The sequence below is a fragment of the Winogradskyella sp. genome (assembly GCF_965228925.1).
In the GTDB taxonomy this organism is placed as follows: Bacteria; Bacteroidota; Bacteroidia; order Flavobacteriales; family Flavobacteriaceae; genus Winogradskyella.
Genome location: NZ_OZ245845.1, coordinates 2,970,930 through 2,995,602, shown reverse-complemented (window position 1 = coordinate 2,995,602; position 24,673 = coordinate 2,970,930). Strand labels below are relative to the sequence as shown.

27 protein-coding genes are annotated in these 24,673 nt (G+C 38.3%); 18 read left to right on the top strand and 9 right to left on the bottom strand.

Annotation, left to right across the window (positions count from 1 at the left end; genetic code table 11):
• Positions 1-245: 245 nt before the first annotated feature.
• The 6 genes from ACO052_RS12430 to ACO052_RS12405 are packed head-to-tail and all read left to right on the top strand — an operon-like array spanning position 246 to position 3,148.
• Complete coding sequence (locus ACO052_RS12430) at positions 246-890, top strand: DinB family protein (protein ID WP_422104092.1); 645 nt, start codon at positions 246-248, stop codon at positions 888-890.
• 17 nt (positions 891-907) lie between these two features.
• Entirely contained in the window at positions 908-1,330 is a 423-nt protein-coding gene (locus ACO052_RS12425) for a VOC family protein (RefSeq protein ID WP_422104091.1), read from the top strand.
• 36 nt (positions 1,331-1,366) lie between these two features.
• A complete protein-coding gene (locus ACO052_RS12420) occupies positions 1,367-1,759 on the top strand; it encodes a DUF1801 domain-containing protein (RefSeq protein ID WP_422104090.1) in 393 nt (130 codons plus the stop codon).
• 29 nt (positions 1,760-1,788) lie between these two features.
• Positions 1,789-2,292 carry a cupin domain-containing protein gene (locus ACO052_RS12415; protein WP_422104089.1) on the top strand — a complete coding sequence of 168 codons (504 nt, stop codon included), beginning with the start codon at positions 1,789-1,791 and terminating at the stop codon, positions 2,290-2,292.
• 11 nt (positions 2,293-2,303) lie between these two features.
• Positions 2,304-2,681: a nuclear transport factor 2 family protein gene (locus ACO052_RS12410; protein ID WP_422104088.1), complete on the top strand. Its 378-nt coding sequence runs from the start codon at positions 2,304-2,306 to the stop codon at positions 2,679-2,681.
• On the top strand, positions 2,681-3,148 hold the full coding sequence (locus tag ACO052_RS12405; protein WP_422104087.1) for a DinB family protein: 468 nt from the start codon (positions 2,681-2,683) through the stop codon (positions 3,146-3,148). Before ACO052_RS12410 ends, ACO052_RS12405 begins: the two co-directional genes overlap by 1 nt.
• Here the strand turns inward: ACO052_RS12405 and trhA are convergent.
• Together trhA and ACO052_RS12395 are read right to left on the bottom strand one after the other, a co-directional pair.
• Positions 3,145-3,774, bottom strand: coding sequence for a PAQR family membrane homeostasis protein TrhA (gene trhA, locus ACO052_RS12400; RefSeq protein ID WP_422104086.1), 630 nt, complete (start codon positions 3,772-3,774; stop codon positions 3,145-3,147). The genes ACO052_RS12405 and trhA overlap by 4 nt on opposite strands.
• Positions 3,774-4,466 carry a DUF4294 domain-containing protein gene (locus ACO052_RS12395; protein WP_422104085.1) on the bottom strand — a complete coding sequence of 231 codons (693 nt, stop codon included), beginning with the start codon at positions 4,464-4,466 and terminating at the stop codon, positions 3,774-3,776. Before ACO052_RS12395 ends, trhA begins: the two co-directional genes overlap by 1 nt.
• Before the next feature lie 124 nt (positions 4,467-4,590).
• Here ACO052_RS12395 and ACO052_RS12390 point away from each other — a divergent pair, with 124 nt between their 5' ends.
• The 6 genes from ACO052_RS12390 to ACO052_RS12365 all read left to right on the top strand — a co-directional run bounded on the left by ACO052_RS12390 (position 4,591) and on the right by ACO052_RS12365 (position 10,617).
• Complete coding sequence (locus tag ACO052_RS12390) at positions 4,591-5,679, top strand: M42 family metallopeptidase (protein ID WP_422104084.1); 1,089 nt, start codon at positions 4,591-4,593, stop codon at positions 5,677-5,679.
• A gap of 15 nt (positions 5,680-5,694) precedes the next feature.
• Entirely contained in the window at positions 5,695-6,267 is a 573-nt protein-coding gene (locus tag ACO052_RS12385) for an NUDIX hydrolase (RefSeq protein WP_422104083.1), read from the top strand.
• A complete protein-coding gene (locus ACO052_RS12380) occupies positions 6,264-6,938 on the top strand; it encodes a PrsW family intramembrane metalloprotease (RefSeq protein ID WP_422104082.1) in 675 nt (224 codons plus the stop codon). Before ACO052_RS12385 ends, ACO052_RS12380 begins: the two co-directional genes overlap by 4 nt.
• Before the next feature lie 83 nt (positions 6,939-7,021).
• Positions 7,022-7,498 (top strand): acetyl-CoA carboxylase biotin carboxyl carrier protein subunit, encoded by a 477-nt coding sequence (locus ACO052_RS12375; RefSeq protein ID WP_422104081.1) that lies wholly within the window; start codon positions 7,022-7,024, stop codon positions 7,496-7,498.
• A 131-nt stretch (positions 7,499-7,629) separates the two neighbouring features.
• Entirely contained in the window at positions 7,630-9,069 is a 1,440-nt protein-coding gene (accC, locus tag ACO052_RS12370) for an acetyl-CoA carboxylase biotin carboxylase subunit (protein ID WP_422104080.1), read from the top strand.
• A gap of 6 nt (positions 9,070-9,075) precedes the next feature.
• Complete coding sequence (locus ACO052_RS12365) at positions 9,076-10,617, top strand: acyl-CoA carboxylase subunit beta (RefSeq protein ID WP_422104079.1); 1,542 nt, start codon at positions 9,076-9,078, stop codon at positions 10,615-10,617.
• Between the two features lie 204 nt (positions 10,618-10,821).
• Here the strand turns inward: ACO052_RS12365 and ACO052_RS12360 are convergent, their stop codons facing one another.
• The 3 genes from ACO052_RS12360 to ACO052_RS12350 form a co-directional block, all read right to left on the bottom strand.
• Entirely contained in the window at positions 10,822-12,612 is a 1,791-nt protein-coding gene (locus ACO052_RS12360) for a ribonucleoside-diphosphate reductase subunit alpha (protein WP_422104078.1), read from the bottom strand.
• 3 nt (positions 12,613-12,615) lie between these two features.
• A complete protein-coding gene (locus tag ACO052_RS12355; RefSeq protein ID WP_422104077.1) occupies positions 12,616-13,890 on the bottom strand; it encodes a ribonucleotide-diphosphate reductase subunit beta in 1,275 nt (424 codons plus the stop codon).
• Between the two features lie 246 nt (positions 13,891-14,136).
• Complete coding sequence (locus ACO052_RS12350; RefSeq protein ID WP_422104076.1) at positions 14,137-14,517, bottom strand: Fur family transcriptional regulator; 381 nt, start codon at positions 14,515-14,517, stop codon at positions 14,137-14,139.
• A gap of 78 nt (positions 14,518-14,595) precedes the next feature.
• Here ACO052_RS12350 and ACO052_RS12345 point away from each other — a divergent pair, with 78 nt between their 5' ends.
• From ACO052_RS12345 to folE, 6 genes are all read left to right on the top strand, one after another.
• Complete coding sequence (locus tag ACO052_RS12345) at positions 14,596-15,297, top strand: ABC transporter ATP-binding protein (protein ID WP_422104075.1); 702 nt, start codon at positions 14,596-14,598, stop codon at positions 15,295-15,297.
• 5 nt (positions 15,298-15,302) lie between these two features.
• Positions 15,303-16,712 carry an ABC transporter permease gene (locus ACO052_RS12340; protein ID WP_422104074.1) on the top strand — a complete coding sequence of 470 codons (1,410 nt, stop codon included), beginning with the start codon at positions 15,303-15,305 and terminating at the stop codon, positions 16,710-16,712.
• Positions 16,709-18,034 carry a hypothetical protein gene (locus ACO052_RS12335; protein WP_422104073.1) on the top strand — a complete coding sequence of 442 codons (1,326 nt, stop codon included), beginning with the start codon at positions 16,709-16,711 and terminating at the stop codon, positions 18,032-18,034. The genes ACO052_RS12340 and ACO052_RS12335 overlap by 4 nt, the downstream gene beginning before the upstream one ends.
• Positions 18,035-18,083: 49 nt before the next feature.
• Positions 18,084-20,324 (top strand): DUF5916 domain-containing protein, encoded by a 2,241-nt coding sequence (locus tag ACO052_RS12330; RefSeq protein ID WP_422104072.1) that lies wholly within the window; start codon positions 18,084-18,086, stop codon positions 20,322-20,324.
• Between the two features lie 98 nt (positions 20,325-20,422).
• Positions 20,423-20,866: a MerC domain-containing protein gene (locus ACO052_RS12325; protein ID WP_422104071.1), complete on the top strand. Its 444-nt coding sequence runs from the start codon at positions 20,423-20,425 to the stop codon at positions 20,864-20,866.
• On the top strand, positions 20,847-21,515 hold the full coding sequence (folE, locus tag ACO052_RS12320; RefSeq protein ID WP_422104070.1) for a GTP cyclohydrolase I FolE: 669 nt from the start codon (positions 20,847-20,849) through the stop codon (positions 21,513-21,515). Before ACO052_RS12325 ends, folE begins: the two co-directional genes overlap by 20 nt.
• 83 nt (positions 21,516-21,598) lie before the next feature.
• Here folE and ACO052_RS12315 read toward each other — a convergent pair whose 3' ends face one another.
• From ACO052_RS12315 to ACO052_RS12300, 4 genes are all read right to left on the bottom strand, one after another.
• Positions 21,599-22,096, bottom strand: a complete 498-nt coding sequence (locus ACO052_RS12315) for a hypothetical protein (RefSeq protein WP_422104069.1) — start codon at positions 22,094-22,096, stop codon at positions 21,599-21,601.
• Between the two features lie 76 nt (positions 22,097-22,172).
• Positions 22,173-22,709 (bottom strand): GNAT family N-acetyltransferase, encoded by a 537-nt coding sequence (locus tag ACO052_RS12310; protein ID WP_422104068.1) that lies wholly within the window; start codon positions 22,707-22,709, stop codon positions 22,173-22,175.
• A gap of 9 nt (positions 22,710-22,718) precedes the next feature.
• Complete coding sequence (locus ACO052_RS12305) at positions 22,719-24,146, bottom strand: formylglycine-generating enzyme family protein (protein ID WP_422104067.1); 1,428 nt, start codon at positions 24,144-24,146, stop codon at positions 22,719-22,721.
• A gap of 12 nt (positions 24,147-24,158) precedes the next feature.
• Positions 24,159-24,611, bottom strand: coding sequence for a DinB family protein (locus ACO052_RS12300; protein WP_422104066.1), 453 nt, complete (start codon positions 24,609-24,611; stop codon positions 24,159-24,161).
• Between the last annotated feature and the right edge of the window lie 62 nt (positions 24,612-24,673).

Genomic DNA, 24,673 nt, shown 5'->3' with positions numbered 1-24,673 from the left:
ACCGTTGGTGCTGATAAATCTCGCAAGCTCGGTTTACTACCGCTTACTCTAGGTCAGCGGCTGTATCGGGCTTGTCGAGATACTTGAGACCGCTACTGCTAAAAAGGCTTGATCTTTCCGGTTAGAATTCGTTGCAAATAACTATCTTTAGAAAGATAACAGCAAAACGCTTAAGTACTATTCTAGACACAATCATAAACGATATAATATTAGCCAAAATCTTATTAACTATACCACATTGCATCATGATTAAAAAAACAAATACCAATAGACGGCAGTTTATTAAAAACACAGCCTTTCTGACTGCTGGGGCGATGTCACTCCCGCTTATGAATTTTGCAGAAACCGCACCAATAACAACATCAGATAGTATTTATTTAATCGGTCCTCAAGACGGTTACTCGCCTCATGTTGGAGCGCTTTTATCCACCATGACCATGATGAGACAGTGGGTCATAGATACCGTTAAGGATTTAACCATAGCACAGCTAGACTTTCAAATCGATGAGCAATCCAACTCCATAGGAGCCATGCTCTTACATTTGGCCGCTACTGAAAAATATTATCAGCTAAACACCTTTGATGAGCTGGCATGGGGCACTTGGGACGAAGCCATAAAAAAAGAATGGGATGTACCAAGCATGCTTGGAAAAGAAGGGCGACAACAGATTAAAGGTCATGACATCAACTATTATTTAGCAAAGCTCAAAGACGTGAGAGCTGTTACAGAGAAAGAATTTGCTAAAAGAGATGACGATTGGTTAATGAAGTCGGAGCCATTTTTTCAAAACAAGCCCACAAACAACTATTGTAAATGGTTCCATGTCTGTGAGCACGAATCCAATCACAGGGGTCAAATGAAATTTATAATAAAAAGGTTTCCTGCTTAATTAGTAATTATTAAAAAATGGAACAACGATTAACCATTATTACTTTAGGGGTATCAGACCTAGAAAAAGCAACGGATTTTTACGAATCAAAATTCAATTGGGAAAAGTCAGCAGCAAGCAACGCCCATATTTCATTCTTTGCGTTAAACGGTATTTATCTGTCCCTTTATCCAAGAAAAGCATTAGCAGAAGACGCCACTATCGATTCAGAAGGCCATGGATTTAAAGGGTTCACCATCGCTTACAATGCCCGATCAGAAAACGAAGTCGACCAATTAATTGAAGACTTAAGAAGCAAGGGTGTTGAGATTGTCAAAGAACCTCAAAAAGTCAGTTGGGGAGGTTATAGTAGTTACGTGTCTGATTTAGATGGCCATTTATGGGAAGTAGCTTTTAACCCTTATCTCGAACTAGATGACAAGGGTAATATTAAAATCTAAGCCTATGGATTTCATAAACATAAGAAAGCATAAAGAATGCACCCAGATATAGTAACATTTAATAAAAGTCAAACAGACCAAGACCAAGAAATATGTGACCGATTAGCCACGTATTTGGATGAACTATTGCCCGAAGCAGACCGTAAAATTTGGCATAGACATCCCGTTTGGTTTCTTAACGAAAACCCAATCGTAGGTTACTCCAAGCTAAAAGCTGGCATACGATTGATGTTTTGGAGTGGTGCAAGCTTTGAAGAAGAAGCGTTAAAACCCGGCACTGGTAAGTTTAAAGATGCCTCCATCATCTTTACATCTGTGGGTCAAATTGATCTTGAAAAACTTAAACGCTGGGTGGAAAAATCCAAGGCCATTCAGTGGGACTATAAAAATATTTACAAACGTAAAGGAGTCTTAGTACGACTAAAATAGAAACTACCATTCTAATAAACCATCAATATATGAATTCGATTAAAACCATTATAGAGCAACTCGATCTACAGCCACATCCCGAAGGGGGTTATTTTAAAGAAACCTACAGAAGTGCTGGCGTAATAAAGCCAGATAGTCTGAACGCGAGCTATAATGGCGAACGCAGTTATTCGACCTGTATATACTTCTTATTGACTTCAGAGAGTTTCTCAGCGTTGCATCGTATTAAACAAGATGAAATTTGGCATTTTTACGCGGGCTCCCCTATTCGATTGCATATGATATCCGAGTCTGGTGAACATACAGAACATAGCATTGGAAACGATTTTAGTAAAGGACATGTTCCACAATTTGTTGTGCCTGGTGGCAATTGGTTTGCCGCTGAAGTTATAGAAAAAGAAGCCTATGCTCTTGTCGGTTGCACCGTATCTCCTGGCTTTAGTTTTGAAGATTTTGAACTAAAACCTAGAAAGGACCTTACGGAACTATTTCCTCATTTAGAAAGTATAGTAGCTAGACTTACGCATCATTAAAAACGAGTATTATGAATCTTGAAAACAATAAAAAAAATGCGATCGCCTTTTATAAAATGGCCTATTTGGGCAATCCTGTTAAAGCTGTAGAAAAATTTGTAGGTGACGTCTATATACAACACAATCCATTAGTTGGTGATGGCAAACAACCTTTTATCGACTATTTTGAACGTATGCATCGTGAATATAAAGACAAATCCATAGAATTTGTTCGGTGTATTGCAGAAGGAAACTTAGTCGCCCTACATACACATCAAATATGGCCAGGCAATGATGAATATGTCACTATGGATTTTTTCAGATTTGATGATCACGGAAAAATTGTGGAGCATTGGGACGCCATGCAACAAATACCGGAAACTTCTGCACATCAAAACACCATGTACTAATGAAAGTCACGCAACACATTGCTAAAAACCTGCACCAGGTCTATTTTGGTGGTAATTGGACAGCCTCAAATCTTATGGATCAACTCGATGGTGTTTCCTTAGAGATGGCAACTAAAAAAGTCAATGATTTAAATAGCATTTTGGCCCTAACCTATCATATCCATTACTATTTAAAAGGGACTATGGAGGTCTTAAAAGGGGGAGATTTAACCATCAGGGATAAGTATAGTTTTGACCATCCACAGATTCAAAATGAAGCAGAATGGCAGGCATTCTTAGAAAACATCTGGGAAGAAGCCAAAACATTTATCGCCTTGGTCGAAAATTTACAAGACGATGTGCTCAATAGATATTTAGCTGAAGAAAAATACGGTACTTACTATAGAAATCTAGCTGGAATCATAGAACATGCGCATTACCATTTGGGGCAAATTGCGATAATAAAAAAAATGATAGGGTCTTCCTAAATCACATGATTAAAAATCATAAAAAAGTGGCATATAGCACCCCCCAAAACAAATAGATGCCAAATCACATGATTGTAAGGTATGCGTTCTATAGCATAGAAAACAATGCCGACCGTATAGGATAGGCCTCCGGCAAATAACCATAGGACCCCATTAGGACCAATAGCATTGGAGAGTTCGGAAAAATCAAAAACAATCAACCAGCCCATAACTAAGTACAACAAGGTTGAGAAGAGTTCAAATCTGCCCGTAAAAAAGAGTTTTAAAACTACACCAAAAGCCGCAATTCCCCAGACCGTCCAAAACAAGGGCCAACCCAAACTATCTCTGAGTACTATGAGTAGCACAGGCGTATAAGTTCCTGCGATTAACAAATAAATACTAATATGATCAAAGATCCGAAAATAGTGCTTTCGCCGCTCCCCTTTTACGGCATGATAAAATGTCGATGCCAAAAACAAAACGATGATGGAGATACCATAAATGATAACGCTAAAAAGGCTCCAAGGTTTTGTGGTATTATCAGAAAAGACAAGGAGTAAAACCAAAGCTGCTATTCCCAAGGCGGCCCCTATACCATGAGACCAAGCATTTAACTGTTCTTCGAGTTTGGTTTGCTTACGCATTAATCCTTGGCTTTATCGCGATTTTTTTTCGGTTTGCCCCATTTATCGACACAGGCATAAAAATCAATATCAAAAGCTGGTTTTTGACGATCCAGTTGCAGGTTTTGAAACGCACGCTGTAAAATATCTTCAATTAAATAGTCCTCTTCCTCATCAATCGGGCTGAATTCTCTTTTTAAGGAGATATCGAACAAGTTTGCCGTATTGTTAAACCAAAAGGCGCGCCAGCCACTGCGCAATTCTTTAATCAGCTGAAAGGTCGTTTTCCCTGTTTGTCTATGAATAAGCTTTACGAGAATCTGTCCCTCCGTTTTGGTCAGTTTTTTGAGTTCTTCTGAGAACTCATCTTCAATATACCTTTGGATCACTTTAGCATAACGCTTCCTATCACGTTTACGTTCTAAGGTCGCCAAGCGCTTTTGCAAAGTTTCTAAACGCTCCGCAGCCAATTTAGCATAGGGATACACTTTAAGCGTCTTACGACGAAGAACAATATAGCGAATGCGCTCTTCCCTATTGCTGAAGCTAAGATTGGGCAATACCAAGACCTCATCTAACTCCACCTCAGTAACAGCTATAGAATCCCCTTCAATAATCATATAATGTACCTGGGTAGTGTCTTGCTTTACTGGGTTTTCCTGAGCAAAGGTCAATGCAGAAATTAATAATATTATGTACCTAATATACTTCATATCTAAAACCACTTCTAAAATCGTTCCAAAGAACCATTTATAGCGCTTTCAAAATTAACAATTATTACAGGCTATAACCCTAAATTCCTATTAATATTATTATTTTTAAACAAAAATTTTATAAATGGCAAAAAAGCAATTACTTACAAAAAAGTCGATGGACTTTTTAGAGAAATATTTAAATAATGCATCACCAACAGGCTACGAATGGGAAGGGCAAAAACTATGGATGGATTATTTAAAACCCTATGTCGATGAATTTATTACGGACACTTATGGTACTGCGGTCGCTGTTATAAACCCTAAAGCTGCATATAAGGTGGTCATTGAAGGGCACGCCGATGAAATCTCTTGGTATGTCAACTATATTTCAGAAAAAGGCTTGTTATATGTCATAAGAAATGGTGGTAGTGACCACCAGATCGCTCCCAGCAAAGTGGTTAATATCCATACCAAGAAAGGGATTGTAAAAGGTGTTTTTGGCTGGCCAGCGATCCATACTAGAAACAGAGCCAAGGAAGAACCACCAAAGCCTGACAATATTTGTATAGACATTGGTGCAAAAGACAAGGCCGAAGTTGAAAAAATGGGAGTCCATGTGGGCTGTGTCATTACTTATCCCGACGAGTTTCATATTCTTAATAAAGACAAGTTTGTTTGTAGAGCATTAGATAATAGAATGGGAGGATTTATGATTGCAGAAGTAGCGCGCTTACTGCACGACAATAAAAAGACCTTGCCCTTTGGGCTGTATATTACAAATTCTGTACAAGAAGAAATCGGCCTACGCGGCGCCGAAATGATTACCGAAACTATTAAGCCAAATGTCGCTATCGTTACTGATGTAACACACGATACTACAACGCCGATGATCGATCAAAAGAAACAAGGTTATGCGGAGATTGGCAAAGGCCCCGTAGTGGCTTACGCCCCAGCGGTACAACAAAAATTGCGCGATTTAATTACCGATACCGCAGAAGAAAAGAAAATCCCATTTCAACGTGCGGCATTATCAAGAGCGACGGGAACGGATACCGATGCCTTTGCTTATAGCAACGGCGGTGTAGCTTCGGCCTTAATTTCCCTACCGCTTCGTTATATGCATACTACAGTAGAAATGGTACATAAAAGTGATGTGGAGAATGTGATACGACTGATTTATGAAACGCTGTTGAAAATCGAAGACGGAGAAACATTTAGTTATTTTGAATAATTAATTCCCACGTATGTGGGAATCTTTTTTATGGATGAGTATATCGATATTGTAACTCATGAAGGCCTTCCCACAGGGAAGAGAGCTCTAAAATCCGAAGCACATAAACAGGGTTGGTATCACAATACCATTCACCTATGGTTATACACCAAGGATGGGAAAATCCTATTGCAACAACGTTCGCACAAAAAGGCCATTCATCCCCTACTTTGGGATGTTTCGGCAGCTGGTCATATCGATGCAGGAGAGACATTCGTAGAAGCGGCCCTTAGAGAAACCAAAGAGGAAATCGGGTTACAATTGCAAGCCGAAGATCTGACTAAAATTGGAGTACAGTTGCATGAAAGCTCTTATGCGGATGGGGCTATTCAAGATAATGAGTTTCATCAGGTGTATATAGCAGAATTAAAAGTAAGGCTTAAGGATTTAATCCCTCAGGAGGATGAAGTTGAAGCACTAAAACTGGTGACATTCAAAGAATTTGAAACACTTCTGGAGCATAGCGCATCCAATCATCACTTTATTGCGACCAATAGTGATTACTATAGGTTTGTTCTAAATGCCATTAAAGAAAAGCTGAGCTCATGAATTTATTACTGATGGCCGTAGCACCGGTAATGGTGATTATTGTTTATATCTACTTTCAGGATAAATATGAGAAAGAACCTATCGGTTTGTTGATAGCCTGCTTTTTATTTGGTGCTATCGTCAGCATTTTAATTGTGACGTTACTTTACATATTCACAGGTCAATTTATCCCGATTACTGATCCGTATAGCATTTGGCAGCAGTTTATTCAGGCCTTTGTGGTTGTCGCCCTATCCGAAGAATTTAGCAAGTATGTCATTGTAAAATATTTTGCACAACCCAAAAAGGCATTTAACGAGCCATACGACGGCATTATCTATGCGGTCATGGTATCTATGGGTTTTGCCTGTACAGAGAATATAATGTATGTCTTACAAGGCGGTATGGAAACTGCAGTGCTTAGAGCGTTTACAGCTGTTCCTGCCCATGCGACCTTCGGAGTTTTAATGGGCTACTACATGGGCAAGGCCAAATTTTCGAACCGTCGGTTTAAGCTCAATATGGCCGGTTTATTTTTGGCCGTACTTTTCCATGGAGCCTATGACTTCTTCTTGTTTATACGATTTATCCCCGGTATCTCCACAGGCGCATTTATTTCTCTATTAATCGCTATCATTTTGTCTCGGAAAGCTATAAAACGTCATCAGGACAATTCTAATTTTAAATCTTAGTAAAGGCTTTTCTAAACATGATTTATTTCATATTTTAGGACCTCTTTATAATCTAATTTAGCCAAAGTTTAATAACCACATCTATGTATAAAGCAAAAGTTAATGCGTCTTATGAGTTTGATATAAACGAAGCCGCACTTGAACAACTTGATGCTGTTGAAACATCGACAAATCAGTATCATATCCTTCACGATAATGCGTCTATAAAAGCCAAAATTTTGGATACCGACTTCAACAAAAAACAATATCGCATAAAAGTTAATAATAGTATCTACGAAGTTGCTATTAGTGACACCTTAGACCAGCAGATCGCCGCTTTAGGTTTCGAAATTGGGTCTTCTAAAAAAGTTAGCGATATCAAGGCGCCTATGCCAGGTTTAATTCTCGAAATTAACGTAAAGGAAGGTCAAGAGGTCAAAGAAGATGATGCCTTGGTGATTTTAGAAGCCATGAAAATGGAAAATGTGATTAACTCACCACGAGAAGGGGTTATTAAATCCCTAAAAGTAAAACAAGGTGATACGGTTGAAAAAAATGCACTCTTAATCGAATTCGAATAATATGATGCGTCACTTCGAGTGTTTTGTGAAGTATGAACAAAATGCCCGCCTGTTCTTCAGGCTGGTATCGAGAAGTTCTCGATAAAATGTTTTATCAAAAATCACTCGAACTGAACACAAAAGAAACTTATATGAAAAAAATTCTAGTAGCCAACCGCGGGGAAATTGCCATTCGTGTCATGCGGACTGCAAAACAAATGGGTATAAAAACTGTAGCGGTCTATTCTGAAGTAGACAGACATGCCCCACATGTAAAATATGCCGGTGAAGCCGTTTGTATAGGTCCTGCACCATCAAGCGAATCCTATTTGAGAGGTGATAAAATTATTGAGGTTGCCAAGGCTCTGAATGTAGATGCTATTCATCCGGGCTATGGGTTTTTAAGTGAAAACGCAGACTTTGCCGAATTGTGTGAAGCTAACAATATTATTTTTATAGGTCCTCGATCCAAAGCCATCAAAATGATGGGCGATAAATTGGCAGCTAAAGAGGCGGTTAAAGATTATAATATTCCGATGGTCCCTGGTGTTGACCATGCCATCACAGATCCAAAAGAAGCTGTGGAGATTGCTAAAAGCATCGGTTTCCCGATTCTTATTAAAGCAGCCGCTGGTGGTGGTGGAAAAGGTATGCGTATTGTAGAGAATGAAAAAGATGTTGAGAGCCAGATGAAACGGGCCATCAGTGAAGCGACATCAGCTTTTGGTGACGGTTCTGTTTTTGTTGAAAAGTATGTCACGTCACCACGACATATCGAAATTCAGGTTATGGCCGATATGCATGGCAATTACCTCCATTTCTTTGAGCGCGAATGTTCCATTCAAAGACGTCACCAAAAAGTCGTTGAGGAAGCCCCTTCGGCTATCCTTACCCCACAACTACGAGACAAGATGGGACAAGCGGCTATTAATGTTGCCAGATCCTGTGATTATGTCGGTGCAGGCACGGTAGAATTTTTGATGGACGCCGATCATAACTTCTATTTCCTCGAAATGAATACGCGACTTCAAGTAGAACATCCTGTGACCGAGTGGATTTCTGGTGTCGACTTAGTGGAATTACAAATCAAAGTGGCACGTGGAGAAGAATTGACTCTGAAACAAGAAGATCTTAAAATAAATGGACATGCGCTTGAACTTCGAGTTTATGCAGAAGACCCAATGAATGATTTTCTGCCTAGCGTCGGTAACTTAGAGGAATATCAATTACCAACGGGCGAACACGTCCGTGTTGATAATGGTTTTGAAGAAGGCATGGATATTCCGATTTATTACGATCCAATGCTATCCAAGCTTATTACTTATGGCAAAACTAGAAGTGAAGCTATTGAATGGATGATATACGCCATAGATAATTACAAGGTGAAAGGTGTAAAAACCACATTACCTTTTGGCCGATTTGTTTGCAAACATGAAGCCTTTAGAAGTGGTGATTTCGATACGCATTTTGTAAAGAATTACTATTCCCCTAGTATCGTTGAAGAAGCCAGTGAAATAGAGGCCGAACTAGCCGCTAAATTGGCTCTCAAAAAATACTTGGAAGATCAAAAACTATTAAGACTACCTAATTAAGATATTATGGACGCTAAAATAAAAACACTAAATGAAAAAATGGCCTTATCGAAATTAGGTGGAGGTCAAGCGAGAATCGATAAACAACATCAAAAGAAAAAACTGACCGCTAGAGAACGTATTCTCTATCTATTGGATGAAGGTTCTTTTGAAGAAATCGGGGCCCTAGTGACACATAGAACTAAAGATTTTGGCATGGAAAATCAAAAGTTTTATGGAGATGGTGTCGTAACCGGCTATGGGACTGTCGAGGGACGTTTGGTTTATATTTTTGCTCAGGATTTCACGGTTTTTGGTGGTTCATTATCCGAGACCCATGCCGAAAAAATCTGTAAAATTATGGATATGGCGGTCAATGTAGGCGCGCCTATTATTGGATTAAACGATTCAGGTGGCGCACGTATTCAGGAAGGTGTGCGTTCCTTAGGAGGTTATGCCGATATTTTCTACAGAAATGTACAGGCCTCTGGTGTTATACCACAAATTTCGGCAATTATGGGTCCCTGTGCTGGTGGCGCCGTATATTCGCCAGCCATGACGGATTTCACCATCATGGTACAAGACACCAGTTATATGTTTGTTACCGGACCCAATGTGGTAAAAACCGTGACTAACGAAGAAGTGACCAGTGAAGAACTTGGAGGTGCAAGCGTGCATTCGACCAAGTCTGGTGTAGCACACAAAACCTCAGCCAATGATGTAGCGTGTTTAGAAGATGTCAAGAGATTATTGAGTTATTTACCACAAAGTAATCGAGAAAAGCCTGAGGACATCGCGTTTGACTTAAAGGATGAAGTGCGAGAGAGTTTATCCGATATTGTCCCAGATAACCCCAATAAGCCTTACGATATGCATAGCGTTATCGAAGGTATTATCGATGAAGACTCTTTTTATGAAATCCATAAAGACTATGCCGAAAACATTATTGTAGGCTTTGCCCGACTTGGAGGAAAGTCGATAGGTATTGTCGCTAATCAACCCATGTTTTTAGCAGGGGTTCTCGGCGTAAAGAGTTCAAAGAAAGCAGCGCGATTTGTTCGTTTTTGTGATGCCTTCAATATTCCATTATTGGTATTGGAGGATGTTCCAGGCTTCTTACCAGGCACGGACCAAGAATGGAACGGTATCATTGTACACGGTGCAAAATTATTATATGCCTTCAGTGAAGCCACAGTGCCTAGGGTAACGGTCATTACGCGAAAAGCTTATGGCGGCGCCTATGATGTGATGAACTCCAAACACATTGGTGCTGATATGAACTTCGCTTGGCCCAATGCCGAAATTGCTGTGATGGGAGCTAAAGGTGCTGCAGAAATCATCTTTAAACGAGAAATTACAAGTGCAGATGATCCTGAAGCAAAATGGAAGGAAAAAGAAGCAGAATATGCAGAGCTTTTTGCCAACCCCTACAGTGCTGCCGAACGCGGTTATATCGACGAGGTGATTTTGCCAAAAAATACTAGGCGTAAATTGATTAAGGCCTTTAGTATGCTTGAAAATAAGGAGGTCGCCGAACCTAAGCGGAAGCATGGCAACATCCCACTTTAATTGTCAAAAGTCACATAAAGAAGCATGATTAGAGCTAAGGCTATTATACATAGAAACCATATAACAATGCGACCTGCTAATGCTCTTTCATTATTAAATGCAATACATCATTTACGGTGATTTAAATAAATAAAGTGTATTTAAAAAAACTGCTTTGTAAAATTATTACAAAGCAGTTTTTTTTAATGTTGAAATACGGTTTAATTAGGCTTCACAACTTGCACACTCTTTTTTCTGTCTAAATTTTTGTGCCGCATTCATGCTATGCTGATAATACAATGATTTTAAGCCCAATTTCCAAGCGGTGACATGTATCTTATTAATCTCCTTTACAGACATATCAGGATGTACGATGATATTGACAGACTGTCCTTGATCGATATGATTTTGTCTGTTGGCTGCCTGATAAATGATATCCAATTGGTCAATCTCGGAATAGGTTTTAAAGACTTCCTTCTCTTCTTCGGTCAAAAAGTCCAAATGCTGAACAGAGCCATCATAATCTCTAATACTTCTCCACACTTCAGGTGTATTTTTCCCTTTTGACTCTAGGAAATCAACTAAATAAGGGTTCTTGATTGTGGTTTTTATTTTTGCAATGTCCTTGACGTAGATATTAGACCAAATCGGCTCAATACCCTGTGACACCTGACCTAAAATAAATGCTGAAGAGGTTGTTGGGGCAATAGCATTTAAGGTTGCATTTCTCCTGCCATAACCTTTTAACACTTTTGGTTCGCCAAGTTTTTCAGCTAATTCTTCTGACGCTTTATATGATTTTTCTTTAATAAGTCTGAAGATTTCACTGTTTAAATTAAAGGCTTCCTGACTATTGAATGCTAACATTTTAGATTGTAATAGTGAATGCCATCCCAATACACCTAAACCTAAGGCCCTGTTGTCTTTTGCAAAATTATAAGCACGCTCCATAAATAAAAACGTCTGTCGATCATCTCGATTTGGAGAGTTTTTGAAGGTTTCTAATTTTTCGGTGAATTCTGTAATAATAGCATCCAAGAAATACACCATAGTTTCTACGGCATCTGTATCTTTCCAGTCGTCATAGTGTAGCACATTTAAGGATGACAAACAGCATACAAATGACCAATCGTCGCTGGAAGGCAACATGATTTCTGTACATAGATTACTAGCGTAAATAGGCAGCTTTTTATCTCGATATACATCGGCTGCACCATTATTAGCATTGTCTGTAAAGAAAATATACGGATAACCCATTTCGCCTCTGCGCTGTAGCACTTTTGCCCAAACCGTTCTTTTTTCCACATCACCATCAATCATCTCTTGCATCCAATCATTGGTCACGGTAACTCCATGCGTTAACTCCTGAATTGGATTGCCCTCAGTACCTATTTCCAAAAATTCTAAAATATCTGGATGGCTAATTGGCAAATATGGTGAAAAACGCCCGCGTCGCACTGAGCCTTGGCTAACCACATCTACCATAGACTCGAACAACTGCATAATATGAACCGCACCAGACGCTTGTCCATTATTTTTTACAGCCGCTCCGCGATGTCTAATTTTACCAAAATAACCAGAGGTTCCCCCACCTAATTTCGACATCATTCCAACTTCAGACTGGGTATATAAAATGTTGCCCATGTCATCATCGATATGTGATCCAAAACACGAAATTGGCAGTCCTCTCTCTTTACCAAAATTAGACCAGACTGGAGAGGATAATGAAAAATAGCCTAAAGACATATAGTTAAAGAACTTATCTGCATATCCTGGTATTCCTAATATTTGCTCTGCTCTATCCGCAATTTCTTTTATGCGTTCTTCCGCGCTAAAACCATCTGTTAAATACCCTGATGCCAAGAACTTACGGCTATGATCGGTTAACCAGTCAAAATCCCCTTGAGTTTTGGATTTTAATTGTTCTAACGACTTCTTTCTGGCGTTAATTAAGGTGTTATCAGTACTTGTTGCTTTTGATTTAGTTTCCGTGTTAGTTAGCTTGTTTTCGATCATTTCTTAAAATAGGTCATCACTGGTTATACTTTGGGTTCTTTTGCTATAGTTTATGGAGCGTTTAACGAAAAAATCACCATGCTTGGTACCTATAATTTCATCATCAAACCATTCTGTTTCTGCTAATAGTTGTTCATCGATATTAAAGATAGCATCTATTCCGATACTCTCTAAGGATTTATTGAATCTATTTTTAAGGAATTCGTTAATAACATCTTTAGGCAAAAAGTCTATTTCTCCCTTTTCAAAAATCCAATCCACTATTTTACATTCAGCATCGAAGGCTTCCCTGCACATATCCTGAACCGTGGAATGATAATTATCATTGAACCAATCTGGATTTTCATTTTTTATGATCTTAATAATATCGATACCGAAATCACCATGGATTTGCTCTTCCTTAGATGTTGCCTCAACGACATTAGAAATACCTTTCAGCATATTCTTATGCTTGTTAAATGCCATAATGATTAAAAACTGAGAGAACAGTGATACATGCTCAATAAATAAGGAGAATAATAAAACAGCATCTGCATATGCTCTATTGTCTTCGCTCTTTGAATTTTTTAGTGCATTTTCTAGATATTGCACCCGACGCATCATCACCGGTTTCTTTTTTAAGGTTTTAAACTCATTGTTTAAACCTAAAATTTCTAGTAGATGCGAATAGGCGTCATGGTGTCTAACTTCACTTTCTGCAAAGGTTGCACCAACAGAACCAATCTCTGGTTTAGGCATTTTGTGATATATGTCTCCCCAAAATGATTTTACGGCTACTTCAATCTGCGAAATAGCAAGCATCGCATTTTTAATGGCACTGCGCTCAACTTCAGTCAATCCTGCCTTGAAATCTTGAATATCACTTGTAAAATTGAATTCGGTATGTATCCAATACGAATGTCTTATGGCAGGCACATATTCATACAAATCCGGATACTCATAAGGTTTAAGATTGATTCGTTTTTCAAAGATATTGGTCTGTCGTTTCCTCGCTTGTTCATCTCTATACAATATGTAGGCTTTGGCAACATCAAAAAATGAACTTTGCATTAATGCATTTTCTACGGCATCCTGTATTTCTTCGACGGTCGGAACATACTCAGAATCGATTTCTTTTTGCTTGATTAACAATTCGTTAACCTGCTGAGATATACGTTCGGCATCTTCAAGACCTCCATGCTCTAAAGCGGTCATGGCCTTCAATACAGCATTAGTAATTTTACTTAATTGGAAAGGTTTTGTAGAAAAATCGCGCTTAAGGATGTGAGTTATTTGCATGAGGATTAGTATTTGGAATTAATTTGAATAGTTTCAAATATCCAATTTATTCCTCCTTTTTACCATAGTAGAAAACCTAATTTTTTAACACTGTTATTAACATTAAGGTAACATTGATAAACACTAAAAAAAGAATAAAAACAGGGGTGGATTTTAGCTATTTTGAAGGGGAAAATTTAAAAAAATTGCGAAAAAAATCGCCTCAAAAACGTCAATTAGCAACTTCCATTTAAAAAAAATGATATTCTAACCTATGCAATCAGCACATTGACCTTTGAGCAATACATCTGCTGACTCAATGCTGTGATTATCTATTTTGGGAATAGCAATATTGACATCCAAGCATTCTACCTTTCCACAATCTTTACATTGAAAATGCGGATGTATATCCTTATGTTGGTGGGTCGAGCATTGATGACCTTTAGCATACCATTTTAGACCATTGGTACCTGAAAACGAATGAATAGTCCCCTCGTTCTCTAAACGCTCAAGAATCCTATATACCGTCGTCTTATTCATTTGTCCCTTTAGTTGCTCCACTAAATCGACAACAGATTGTGCTTCATGCCTATCTTCAAATATGGATAAAATGATATTTACAGATTTGGTTCGTCGTATAATACTCATAGCACAAATTTACTGCAACGAAGTTGCAATATCAAATTTTATCTTAATTTTGCAACTAGGTTGCAATAACATTAATCTATGATCTCCCTTAATCAAGTTTCAAAATCATTCAAGGGCCACAAAGCCGTGGAAAATCTCAGTTTGGATATTGCAGAAGGGGAAATTTTAGGCCTTCTAGGAGCTAACGGCGCTGGTAAGTCTACTACAATACATATGTTATTAGGATTCGTGAAACCAGATTCTGGAGCTATCCATATTGACGATATAGATGCTATTAATAATTCTGAATCAGCAAGAAAAATAGTAGGTTATATTCCAGAGAATGTGAGTCTTTACCCTCACCTTTCAGGTGTTGAGAATCTCGATTATTTCTGTAAAATTGCAAATCTAAAATACAATAAATCAGAGCTTAAAGCATTTTTGAGCACCTGTGGCTTACAAGAAGAAGCCCATCAACAAAGAGTCTCCTCCTACTCAAAAGGAATGCGACAAAAAGTCGGTATAGCTATTGCCTATGCAAAAAAGGCAAAAGTATTACTACTCGATGAACCAGCCAGTGGTCTAGACCCGTTAGCGGGCAATGAGCTATCTGAGTTGCTTAAAACCTTAGCCTTATCTGGAACAAGCATTTTAATGGCATCACACGATATATTCAGAGTCCGAGAAGTCTGTCATCGTATTGGCATATTAAAAAATGGAGTTTTAGTTAAAGAATTACATAGTAAAGATGTTAGTGCAAACGAATTAGAAGCCCTCTACCTACAATACATGAAAAATTAGATGGGATGAGGCAAATCATATTAAACGAATGGCGATTACTGCTAAGAATCAAAATACTGTTGGGGTTATGTATTGGTTTTTTATTAGTTTTTGTAGTCGCCATTTTTCTTTCTCATAAACAATACCAAAAGCAACTCACCACATACACTAATGCTAAAGGTGAACTCAGAGCTCAATGGGAAAGTATTGATTCTATGAACCCACACAGTGCAGCCCACTACGGCACTTACGTATTTAAACCTACAAACCTCCTGACCAATTTAGATGAAGGCGTTAACAATGTGACGGGTAATGTGTTGCGTGTAGAAGGTCATGTGCAGAATGAAATGGTTCATTCCGAAGCCTCGCAAATGATGAGTGTTTCTAAATTTGGTAAACTAAAAGCCGCTCTTTTACTTCAATATATTGTCCCTTTATTGCTCATCTTTTTAGCATTTTCGTCTGTGAATTCCGAACGACAGCAAGGACGGCTCAAAATCCTATTACTTCAGGGTGCTGGTGCCTCTAGGCTTATGATATCCAAAGCTTTGGCCATTTGGTGCCTTGGATTGCTATTATTGGGCCTCTCTGTTTTGTTTTATGCACTTTTAAACTTCGATAAGCTTAATGTCGATTCGCTATACAGACTTATACTTTTTATAAGTAGCTATAGTTTGTATTACTTTATTATTGTCAGCTTAACTGTTTTTCTTACAGTACAGTTTAATAATTCGACTTTAGCACTTACAAGTATGATTGGTATATGGATTCTTTGGACGGTGTTTGTTCCAAACGTTGTAATGAGCAATGTTGAGAAATGGCATCCATTACCAAGTCGAGATGCGTTTAAAACAGCTATGCGAGAAGATCGCTCCAAGGGAATCGATGGGCACAATCCATCAGATGAACGCGGAAAGGCATTAGAAGAAAAGATTCTGGCAAAGTACCAGGTAGATAGTCTCTCGCAATTACCTATTAATTTTGATGGTATTAGAATGCAAGAAGATGAAGAATACGGCAATATTGTTTGGGATAAACATTTCGGAAACCTTTCGGATGTTCTCGAAAAACAAAAGAAAAATGTACAGTGGTTTGGTTGCCTTAGTCCATTGATTTCCCTTCAGAATTCCAGTATGGGTTATGCTGGCAACGACAATCTACATCATCAGAAATTTCAAAGACAAGTCGAAGATTACAGACGTGTTTTTATTAAAGCGCTTAACGACGAACATGCCTATGGCGGATCAAAAACAGGCGATTGGGGATGGAAAGCGCAAAATGACTTTTTTAAATCAATCAAAGACTTTGAATACGAAGCCACCAGTCTGAAAAGTATCTGGAAACATTATGTCTTCGATTTTATGGTCTTAGTCTTATGGTCGATGCTTAGTCTTGGGCTTGTTCTATACGGAACTAAAAGGATGGTCGTTTTATGAAGACATTAGCTATTCTTAAATACGAGTGGATTCACTTTATAAGAAGTCCATTTAAAATTGCTGCAGTCGCACTATTTGTTTTAGCTTCCCTCTATGGATTACACAATGCGTCTTCGCTATATCATACCCAAGTATCCGAAATAAAACAAATCCAATCCAAGGCAGAGGCATCCAAAGCTGAAGTTATCGCCTATTATGACAATCATCAAAAGGGGCCTCAAGGTAGACCATGGGTTAATGTCACAACGCCTTTTTGGGCCATGTGGTACACTAATTTACACCATTTTAAAACGCCTTCCCCACTCATGGTTTATGGTATAGGACAATCCGAACAATATGGATATTACAAAAAGGTGACATTTACAAATAGTCCGTATGACGCTGATATGGCCGAAGAAATAGCCAATCCTGAACGATTGCAAACAGGTAGCTTGGATTTTACTTTTGCCATTATTTACTTATTACCTCTGCTCCTAATGATCTGTCTTTACAATGTTAAAGGTGCCGAAATAGATTCTGGCATTTTACCTATTATAGCCGTACAAGCAGCAAATACAAGACCTTGGTTATGGATTAGGATTAGTTTTTACACTGTTTTGGCAATTACAATTTTAGCATTACTCTTTGTATATGGCGGTATGTTGACCCCAGTGTTCGATACACATTTAGATGACGTTTTTTCATTCTTTCTCTGGACACTTGTGTATTTGTCTATTTGGGTTATAGGTTTTGGTATACTTATTCAATTTGGATCCGCCAGCACGACAAACACCTTAAAAATGGTAGGGGTTTGGTTGCTGTTTACATTTATTATTCCAGGCGCTGTTCATCAATGGATAAGCATGCAATATCCCGTAAATCTAATGACGGACTTTATTGATGCTCAAAGGGATGAAAGAGACCAATTATATGCATTACCAGATAGCATTTTTCAACAAAAATTGAATGAAAAGTTTCCTCAAATCTTGACTAGTGTTATTATGAATGATAGCCTAAATCGGACTACAGCAATGAATGAATCATCTTATGCATTAACCAATGACTTAACTAAAAATAGCCTAGAACCTATTGAAGAGAGCTATCGCCAAAAAAACAATGCCATAAAGCACTCTTATTGGATAAATCCGGTGACGCTATTTCAAAATAAATTTAACAGCATTACAAAAACCCATTTTGACGATTACCAAGGTTATAGAGATGAGATTCAGCAGTTGATTGATCATCAAATTGAAATTATGGTCTTAGATATATGGAATGGTATAGAAGTAGACGAAAAGACCTATTTAGAGTATAGGAGTAAGTTGAATGCCAACAAAAAATAAAATATAAAAGATAACCGCGATCTATTTAATTGATTTAGCCCATAGAACAGTGAATTTTATAAAAACATTTCATATTCTCGACTTTAAATCGCTAGCACTTTTATGCCTACTTTGGTTATCCTCTCCACATGCATATGCACAAGAGGAAGAAAATTTTCCACCTCCAGAAGAGCCCCTAAAAATAATTGCACATAAAACCTCGGAAAAAATAAATATTGATGGAGAACTATCGGAAACCTCATGGGCTCTTGCTTCAACCACATCCAAATTCTTCAGAACCGAACCACGTCAGGGCGGCACTTACAAACATGAGACCTTTGTAAAGGTACTATTCGACAAACGCAATCTTTATGTTGGCGTTTTTGCTAAGGATTCCCTAGGGAAGGAAGGCGTTAGAATTCAGGATTTAAGACGCGATTTTAATTCCGGTGAAAATGACGTATTTGGTATTCAGATTGATGCACAAAACACCAAGCAATATGCAGTATCATTTCAAACAACGCCACATGGTAATCAATTGGATTTACAGAGTTTTAATGGTGGAAATACCGATAGGGATTGGAATGCCTTGTGGAGTGTGCGTACTAAAAGAACAGACTCAGGGTATTATGCTGAATTTTCCATTCCTTTCAAATCCATACGTTATGATAAGCCTATAAAAGGACAAGCTACCGAATGGGGAATTACATTTTACAGGTTGGCACGACGGGACTACGAAAAAACTGTTTTTCCAGCCATTCCGCAATCTTTTTCACAAAATAGAATGGTATATGCAGCCACACTCACAGGGCTGGAAGTTCCGCCACCTTCGGCAAATATCAGAGTAGAACCCTACGCACTCTATCAATACGATGAAAACAAATCAGGAGAGGTCCTCACCGATAAACTTAACGAACCTAAAATCGGTGGTGATGTAAAATGGGCCATCAATCCCAATGCTGTGCTCGACTTAACCATTAACACAGATTTTGCACAGGCCGATGTCGATAGGGCGGTTAACAACTTAGAACGTTTTAATATTTTCTTTCCTGAAAGACGTCAATTCTTCTTAGAGAATTCTGGGATATGGGCTGGAGCAGGAAATTTTCAAATCAGACCTTTTTTCAGCAGGACCATAGGTTTGGAAAATTCCTTTAATGCGGCACCAGCACCTATAGATATTGGTGCAAGATATACCGATAGGACAGACAAACGCAGCATAGCAGCTCTGGTAGTGCGACAGCGCGAAACCGATAATAGTCAAGCTAGTAATTTTGCTGTAGGAAGATATCTTAAAAATTACGGGAAAGAAAATAATGTAGGTGTTATGGTGACCCATCGTTTGAACGATTCATCGGGCGACTTGGGGCTATCTTCAGATTCAAACACCACCATTACAGTCGATGGTTTTATACGTCCAAAACCGGAATTGTCAATATCGTATATGCTATCGTCATCTATCGACAGCGAAATTGATAACCCAGGTTTAACTGGTCGTTTTTTTATTGGTTCTACAACCAATAAATACTATTTGGGCTATGTCAATAATTTTGTAAGCAAAGATTATACACCAGATATGGGCTTTGTATATCAAAATGACGTGATGTACCATAGCCCAGGAGGCTATGCCATTTTGCGCCCTAAAAAATGGTCGTTTATCAGACGATGGGACCCTGGAGTTTTCGTTAATTACTATCACGATTTTGAAGACTTTGGGAATTTTCAGCAAGCCAGTTTGTACATTTTTCCCATTTACATTTGGTTTAAGGACAATAGCTTTTTTGAGGCGTCTTTTACACCAACGTGGCAAAATATCAACTTTGACTTTTCTCCTTTGGGTATAGCAATAGATCAGGACAATTACCAATATACGCGATATACACTGCGATATAACACCGATCAGTCTAAAAAACTATCAGGGGCATTTAGTTATAATTTCGGCAATTTCTATAATGGTACACGAAACACAATTCGTGCGAGTGCCAGATATGCGCCTATTCCTCAGGTCGCCATGAATGTTGATTACGAGCATAATAACATTAATGGGCTCGGTCTCAATAATGAGAACTTAGATACCGATCTTTATACGGCTAATTTGCGACTGGCCCTAAATCCGCGTGTGCAGCTTTCAACCTTTTACCAGTACAATAGTTTTGACGAACAAGGCCGTTGGAATGTTAGGTTTAGTTGGGAATACCAGCCTTTGTCATTTATTTATATTGTCTTCAATGATATTGAAATTGATGCATTCGACCCTATAAGTCGAAGTCGACAATTTATTAGTAAAATCACGTTTTTAAAGCAGTTCTAGTCCTGGCATTGCTAATAAAACTGGAAAAGAATTTTACCGCAACTGAGTTGCGTTATTGAATTTTGTCTTATTTTTGCAACTTAGTTGCATTTAAATATATGATCGCTAAATCTTTAAGACAAACAAATTCGGACATTATTGGTGCATTTGCTAGCAGCTTGTGTTTAATACACTGCTTAGCTACGCCATTTGTTTTTATTGCCCATGCAGGTGCTGCTGCCTGTTGTGCTGATGCGCCTTCATGGTGGAAAGGTATAGACCTTTTATTTATTGGGGTGTCCTTTTTTGCCGTGTATTGGTCTACAAAAAACAGCTCAAAACCCTGGATGGTTAACGCCTTATGGGCGAGTTGGATTGGCCTATGCTTGGTTATAGGCAATGAAAAACTACATCTTTTAGCCCTTCCAGAAAGCCTTATATATGTTCCAGCAATTGCCTTAGTTGTTTTACATCTTTATAACAAGAAGTACTGCCAATGTGACGATGATCAATGTTGTACTTCCAAAAACAAAACCTATAGTAATGAGAATAGAGGATATTGAACTTTTAGGAGATGCGCACATCTCAACGAGCATAGATACACCCTTAAGAGCGGATGCTTTTGACAAATCTGATGATGAAAAAATAGAAGTCATCCAGCATCACTTTAAGGCCATTATGCACGAACTTGGATTGGATCTTAACGACGACAGCCTATCGGGCACGCCTTATCGCTTTGCAAAAATGTATGTCAAAGAATTGTTTTATGGTCTTAATCCTAGTAATCGCCCTAAATTATCAACGTTTAAGAATAAATATGGTTACAAAAAGCTTCTGATTGAGCAAGATATTACCATTGATTCTTCTTGTGAGCATCACTTTTTACCCATTATGGGAAAGGCACATATAGGCTACATCCCAAAAGACAAGGTTATTGGACTCTCAAAAATTAATCGCTTGGTGGATTATTACGCCCACAGGCCACAGGTTCAAGAGCGTCTATGTCTTCAAATATTGAAAGATCTACAAGACGTATTAGAAACCGAAGACGTCATCGTGGTTATTAATGCCAAACATTTATGTGTGTCCTCAAGAGGCATAAAAGATAAAAATAGTTCGACAACGACTATGGAATATGGTGGTTGCTTCCTAAATCTGGAAGAACGCAACACCTTTTTAAAGCAAATTGATTTGTTGAGGAATCAATTTTAATGTGTTTAATTAGTTAATTAAACAATGATTTGTTTAAGAAAAGCTCGCCTCTAATGGTGAGCTTTTTGATTATAAAAAGGTGTCTATTCTTCTGATTCAGCCTTCTTGTGATCGGCCATAATCCTTTCATGGTCTTTTTTCATAATGTCATGATCAGTTTCCATTTGTTTATGGTCAGTTACCATCTCATCATGTTCTTTTTTTATGGCTTCATGTTCTGCCTTGATATCTTCGGTACTCATCTCCCCTTTTTCATGTTGCGTTTCTAAATCCGAATGTTTTTTAACGAGATTGGCATGCTTTTGAATAAGAGCATCATGCTGTGCTATGAGTGCACTGTGCTTTGCTTCTATATTCGCGTGTGAGGAATCTGTCTCTTGAAGAGCCGCATGCGCATCTACCCAAGCGGCATGAGCTGCTTTTAACTTAGCATGAGCCTTCTCTAATGCCGAATGCTCACTTTCAAGCTTTGTATGTTCAGCGGCCATCTCTTTGTGAAGTTCCACGTCAAATTTTGGTTTACAAGACCATGACGTCAATAAAATAGCGAACACGCTTAATTTTAAAAAAGTGCTTTTCATCAAGTTTAATTTAATTACTATTAGATATGGGGTAAAGGTATTAATTTTTGTAGATTCAGACTGATAAAGTCCAATCTTAGTCAAAGACCCTACCGTAGTAATTTAAGTCGACAATTTCGCCTTTAGTCGTTCTGTAATCCTTTCTTATAGTGCCTTCGAGTTCAAAACCATTTTTAAGTATTACGGCTATGCTTCCTTTGTTTCTGCTGTTGGCCCGACATAGTAATTTTATGAACTTGTATTCTTTAACAATATGATCCATAACATGTTTTGTCGCTTTAGTGACAATACCTTTGCCTTCATATCGGCTGTCAATAAAGGACCCCAATTCGGCTTTGGGCACATTCATATCAATGTTTTTTACATCGACCAAACCCACAAACTGCTGGGTGTTAAGGTCTGTAATCATATAAGGTAAATAGCTAGTATCCGCTATACGCTTTTGAATGTCTTCACAATAGTTCAGTGTAGCCTCTAAGGTCATTGTTTTCGATACGGTACCTGCAAAGAAGTCTTCGAGACGCACCCTATTGTTTTCGATTAAATTGAAGAACGCCTCACCGTCCTCTCTTCTTAATAATGCGATTTTGTAGTTATCAAATGTTTCTATCATATCAAAAATTTAATTAGCCGAGCGACCAGCACGAAAACCATAAGCTATAGAATTAGGACCTCCAGACCAAGCCCCATAATAGCGATATCCTATTGGTGAATGCGGATTAAAGTCAGAGTACCCTGTCCCAATCTCGTAATAACCTCCTCCGCGATATCCAAAACCACCAAGCTCATCATCGCTTTGTGGCCAATCTTCGTTGGTCGCATTACCAAAGCTTAGTTTGCCATCACCATGACTTCCTTTAAAGGTCCTGCCAATAGGATTACCTATGGTTATTACTTTTTCCCAAAGACTACCACTTAAATCCATAACCCAATAATAAGAAGCGCCAAAAGACGCTCTATTACTGTCGTTGAGCATGCTTTCTTCATAACCATTAGCAAACACCAACTCACTGTCTTCATTGACATAACGTTCTAAATCATCATAGGTATTAGTGCCCCAAACAAATTCGGCATCAATGGGCTTAGAGGGACCTCTTGCTGCCTTCTCATATTCTAATTCGGTAATAGGTCGTAGCGCCGCCCAATCGGTAAATGCCAGAGCATCCGTAAAGCTGGCATAGTTCAAAGGTCGATGGGGATTGTCTGCAACATAAACTCCATCGACCAATCGAATACCACCTCTGTTATTGTAATAGCTTTTTCCTCCTATTGGTGAGCGTTTATAAGTCCAACTATCGGGAAGCGTGTTTAAAAAATCTGCATATTGCCCTTGCGTAAGTTCGTATTTCATGATATAAAACGCATTATAGCCTTTTGGAAATTCGCTGGGTATTGGTCCCTGTTGATCGCCATTATATAAGGCATTTTCGCTCCAATAATACAGCGCATTATCCTTCGGAGCAACCTCAATTTGGTCTTCAGAATCTATTTTTATCAATCCTTTTGCTTGCCCTTCACTATCACTCTTGTAAAATGCGGCACGTTTAATGGCAGCTTCATCCGGACTTCCCAAAATAAATGCACCTTGAGGAATGTAAACCATCTCAATACCGTAAACAGAAAGTCCTTTTAATTTATTCCAGCCGACTTCCTTATCTTCCGTATCAATACGGATCTGAAGCTTATAATTGACAGGGCCTCTAAGCCCCTTTGGAGGATATATGAAGAACCCTGTGCCTTCTGATGACACTTCAATGGTAGGCTGTTGCAGATCTAAAGTCCTATTCTTAATGACCTTATGACCTGTTTGATGTATTTTAACATGGTTGTTCCAAGCGCCATTATATTTCATAAATACCCAAACAGCATCGTGATTTTTGTCATTATGCCACGCATTATCCCAACTAATATCAAAAATAACACTTATAGGGGTCTGGAGCACATCTGTTCTATTGACAGTTCTTATATTTTCGATTTTTAAGTCTGAAGCATAGAGCTCAACACTTAAAATACTAAATATAAAAACTAAGGTTAGTAATAGGTTTTTCATTTCAATATACTTTTAATTATCAGTATCTAATAGTCTTCTGTGGTAATTGATTTGTCCGAGGTGATACGTTAAATGCGTCGTCAAATGAACCAAAAAATATTCGGTAGTCATATAGTCTTCGAATGGGTTTCTCCGATACTCTTTTTCCAAATCGGTATCGCTCAATTGAGGCAAGACCGTTTCAATCATTATTAGCGTTTCATCAATTTGTCGCATCATTTCGGACCTTGGAACATTTTTAAGAGAGAATTCCAAATCACGTCGCCTCACATAGCCAGAATTCCCTAAGGTTGCACCAATAAAATGGTTTAAATTGCCTACAAGATGCAAGCTTAAATTGCCTGCTGAATTTGAAATCCCTTCAGTAACCAACCATAAATTTGCTTCGTTGGTATAAGCTCGAACTTCGTCTTTCAATTTGTTAAGATCTCTTTTGAATAGTTTTATCAATGTGTCAGTAAGCATACAAATCAATTATTAAATATTGGCATTGGATATTGCTATAACAGCTATTCAAAAATAGCCAA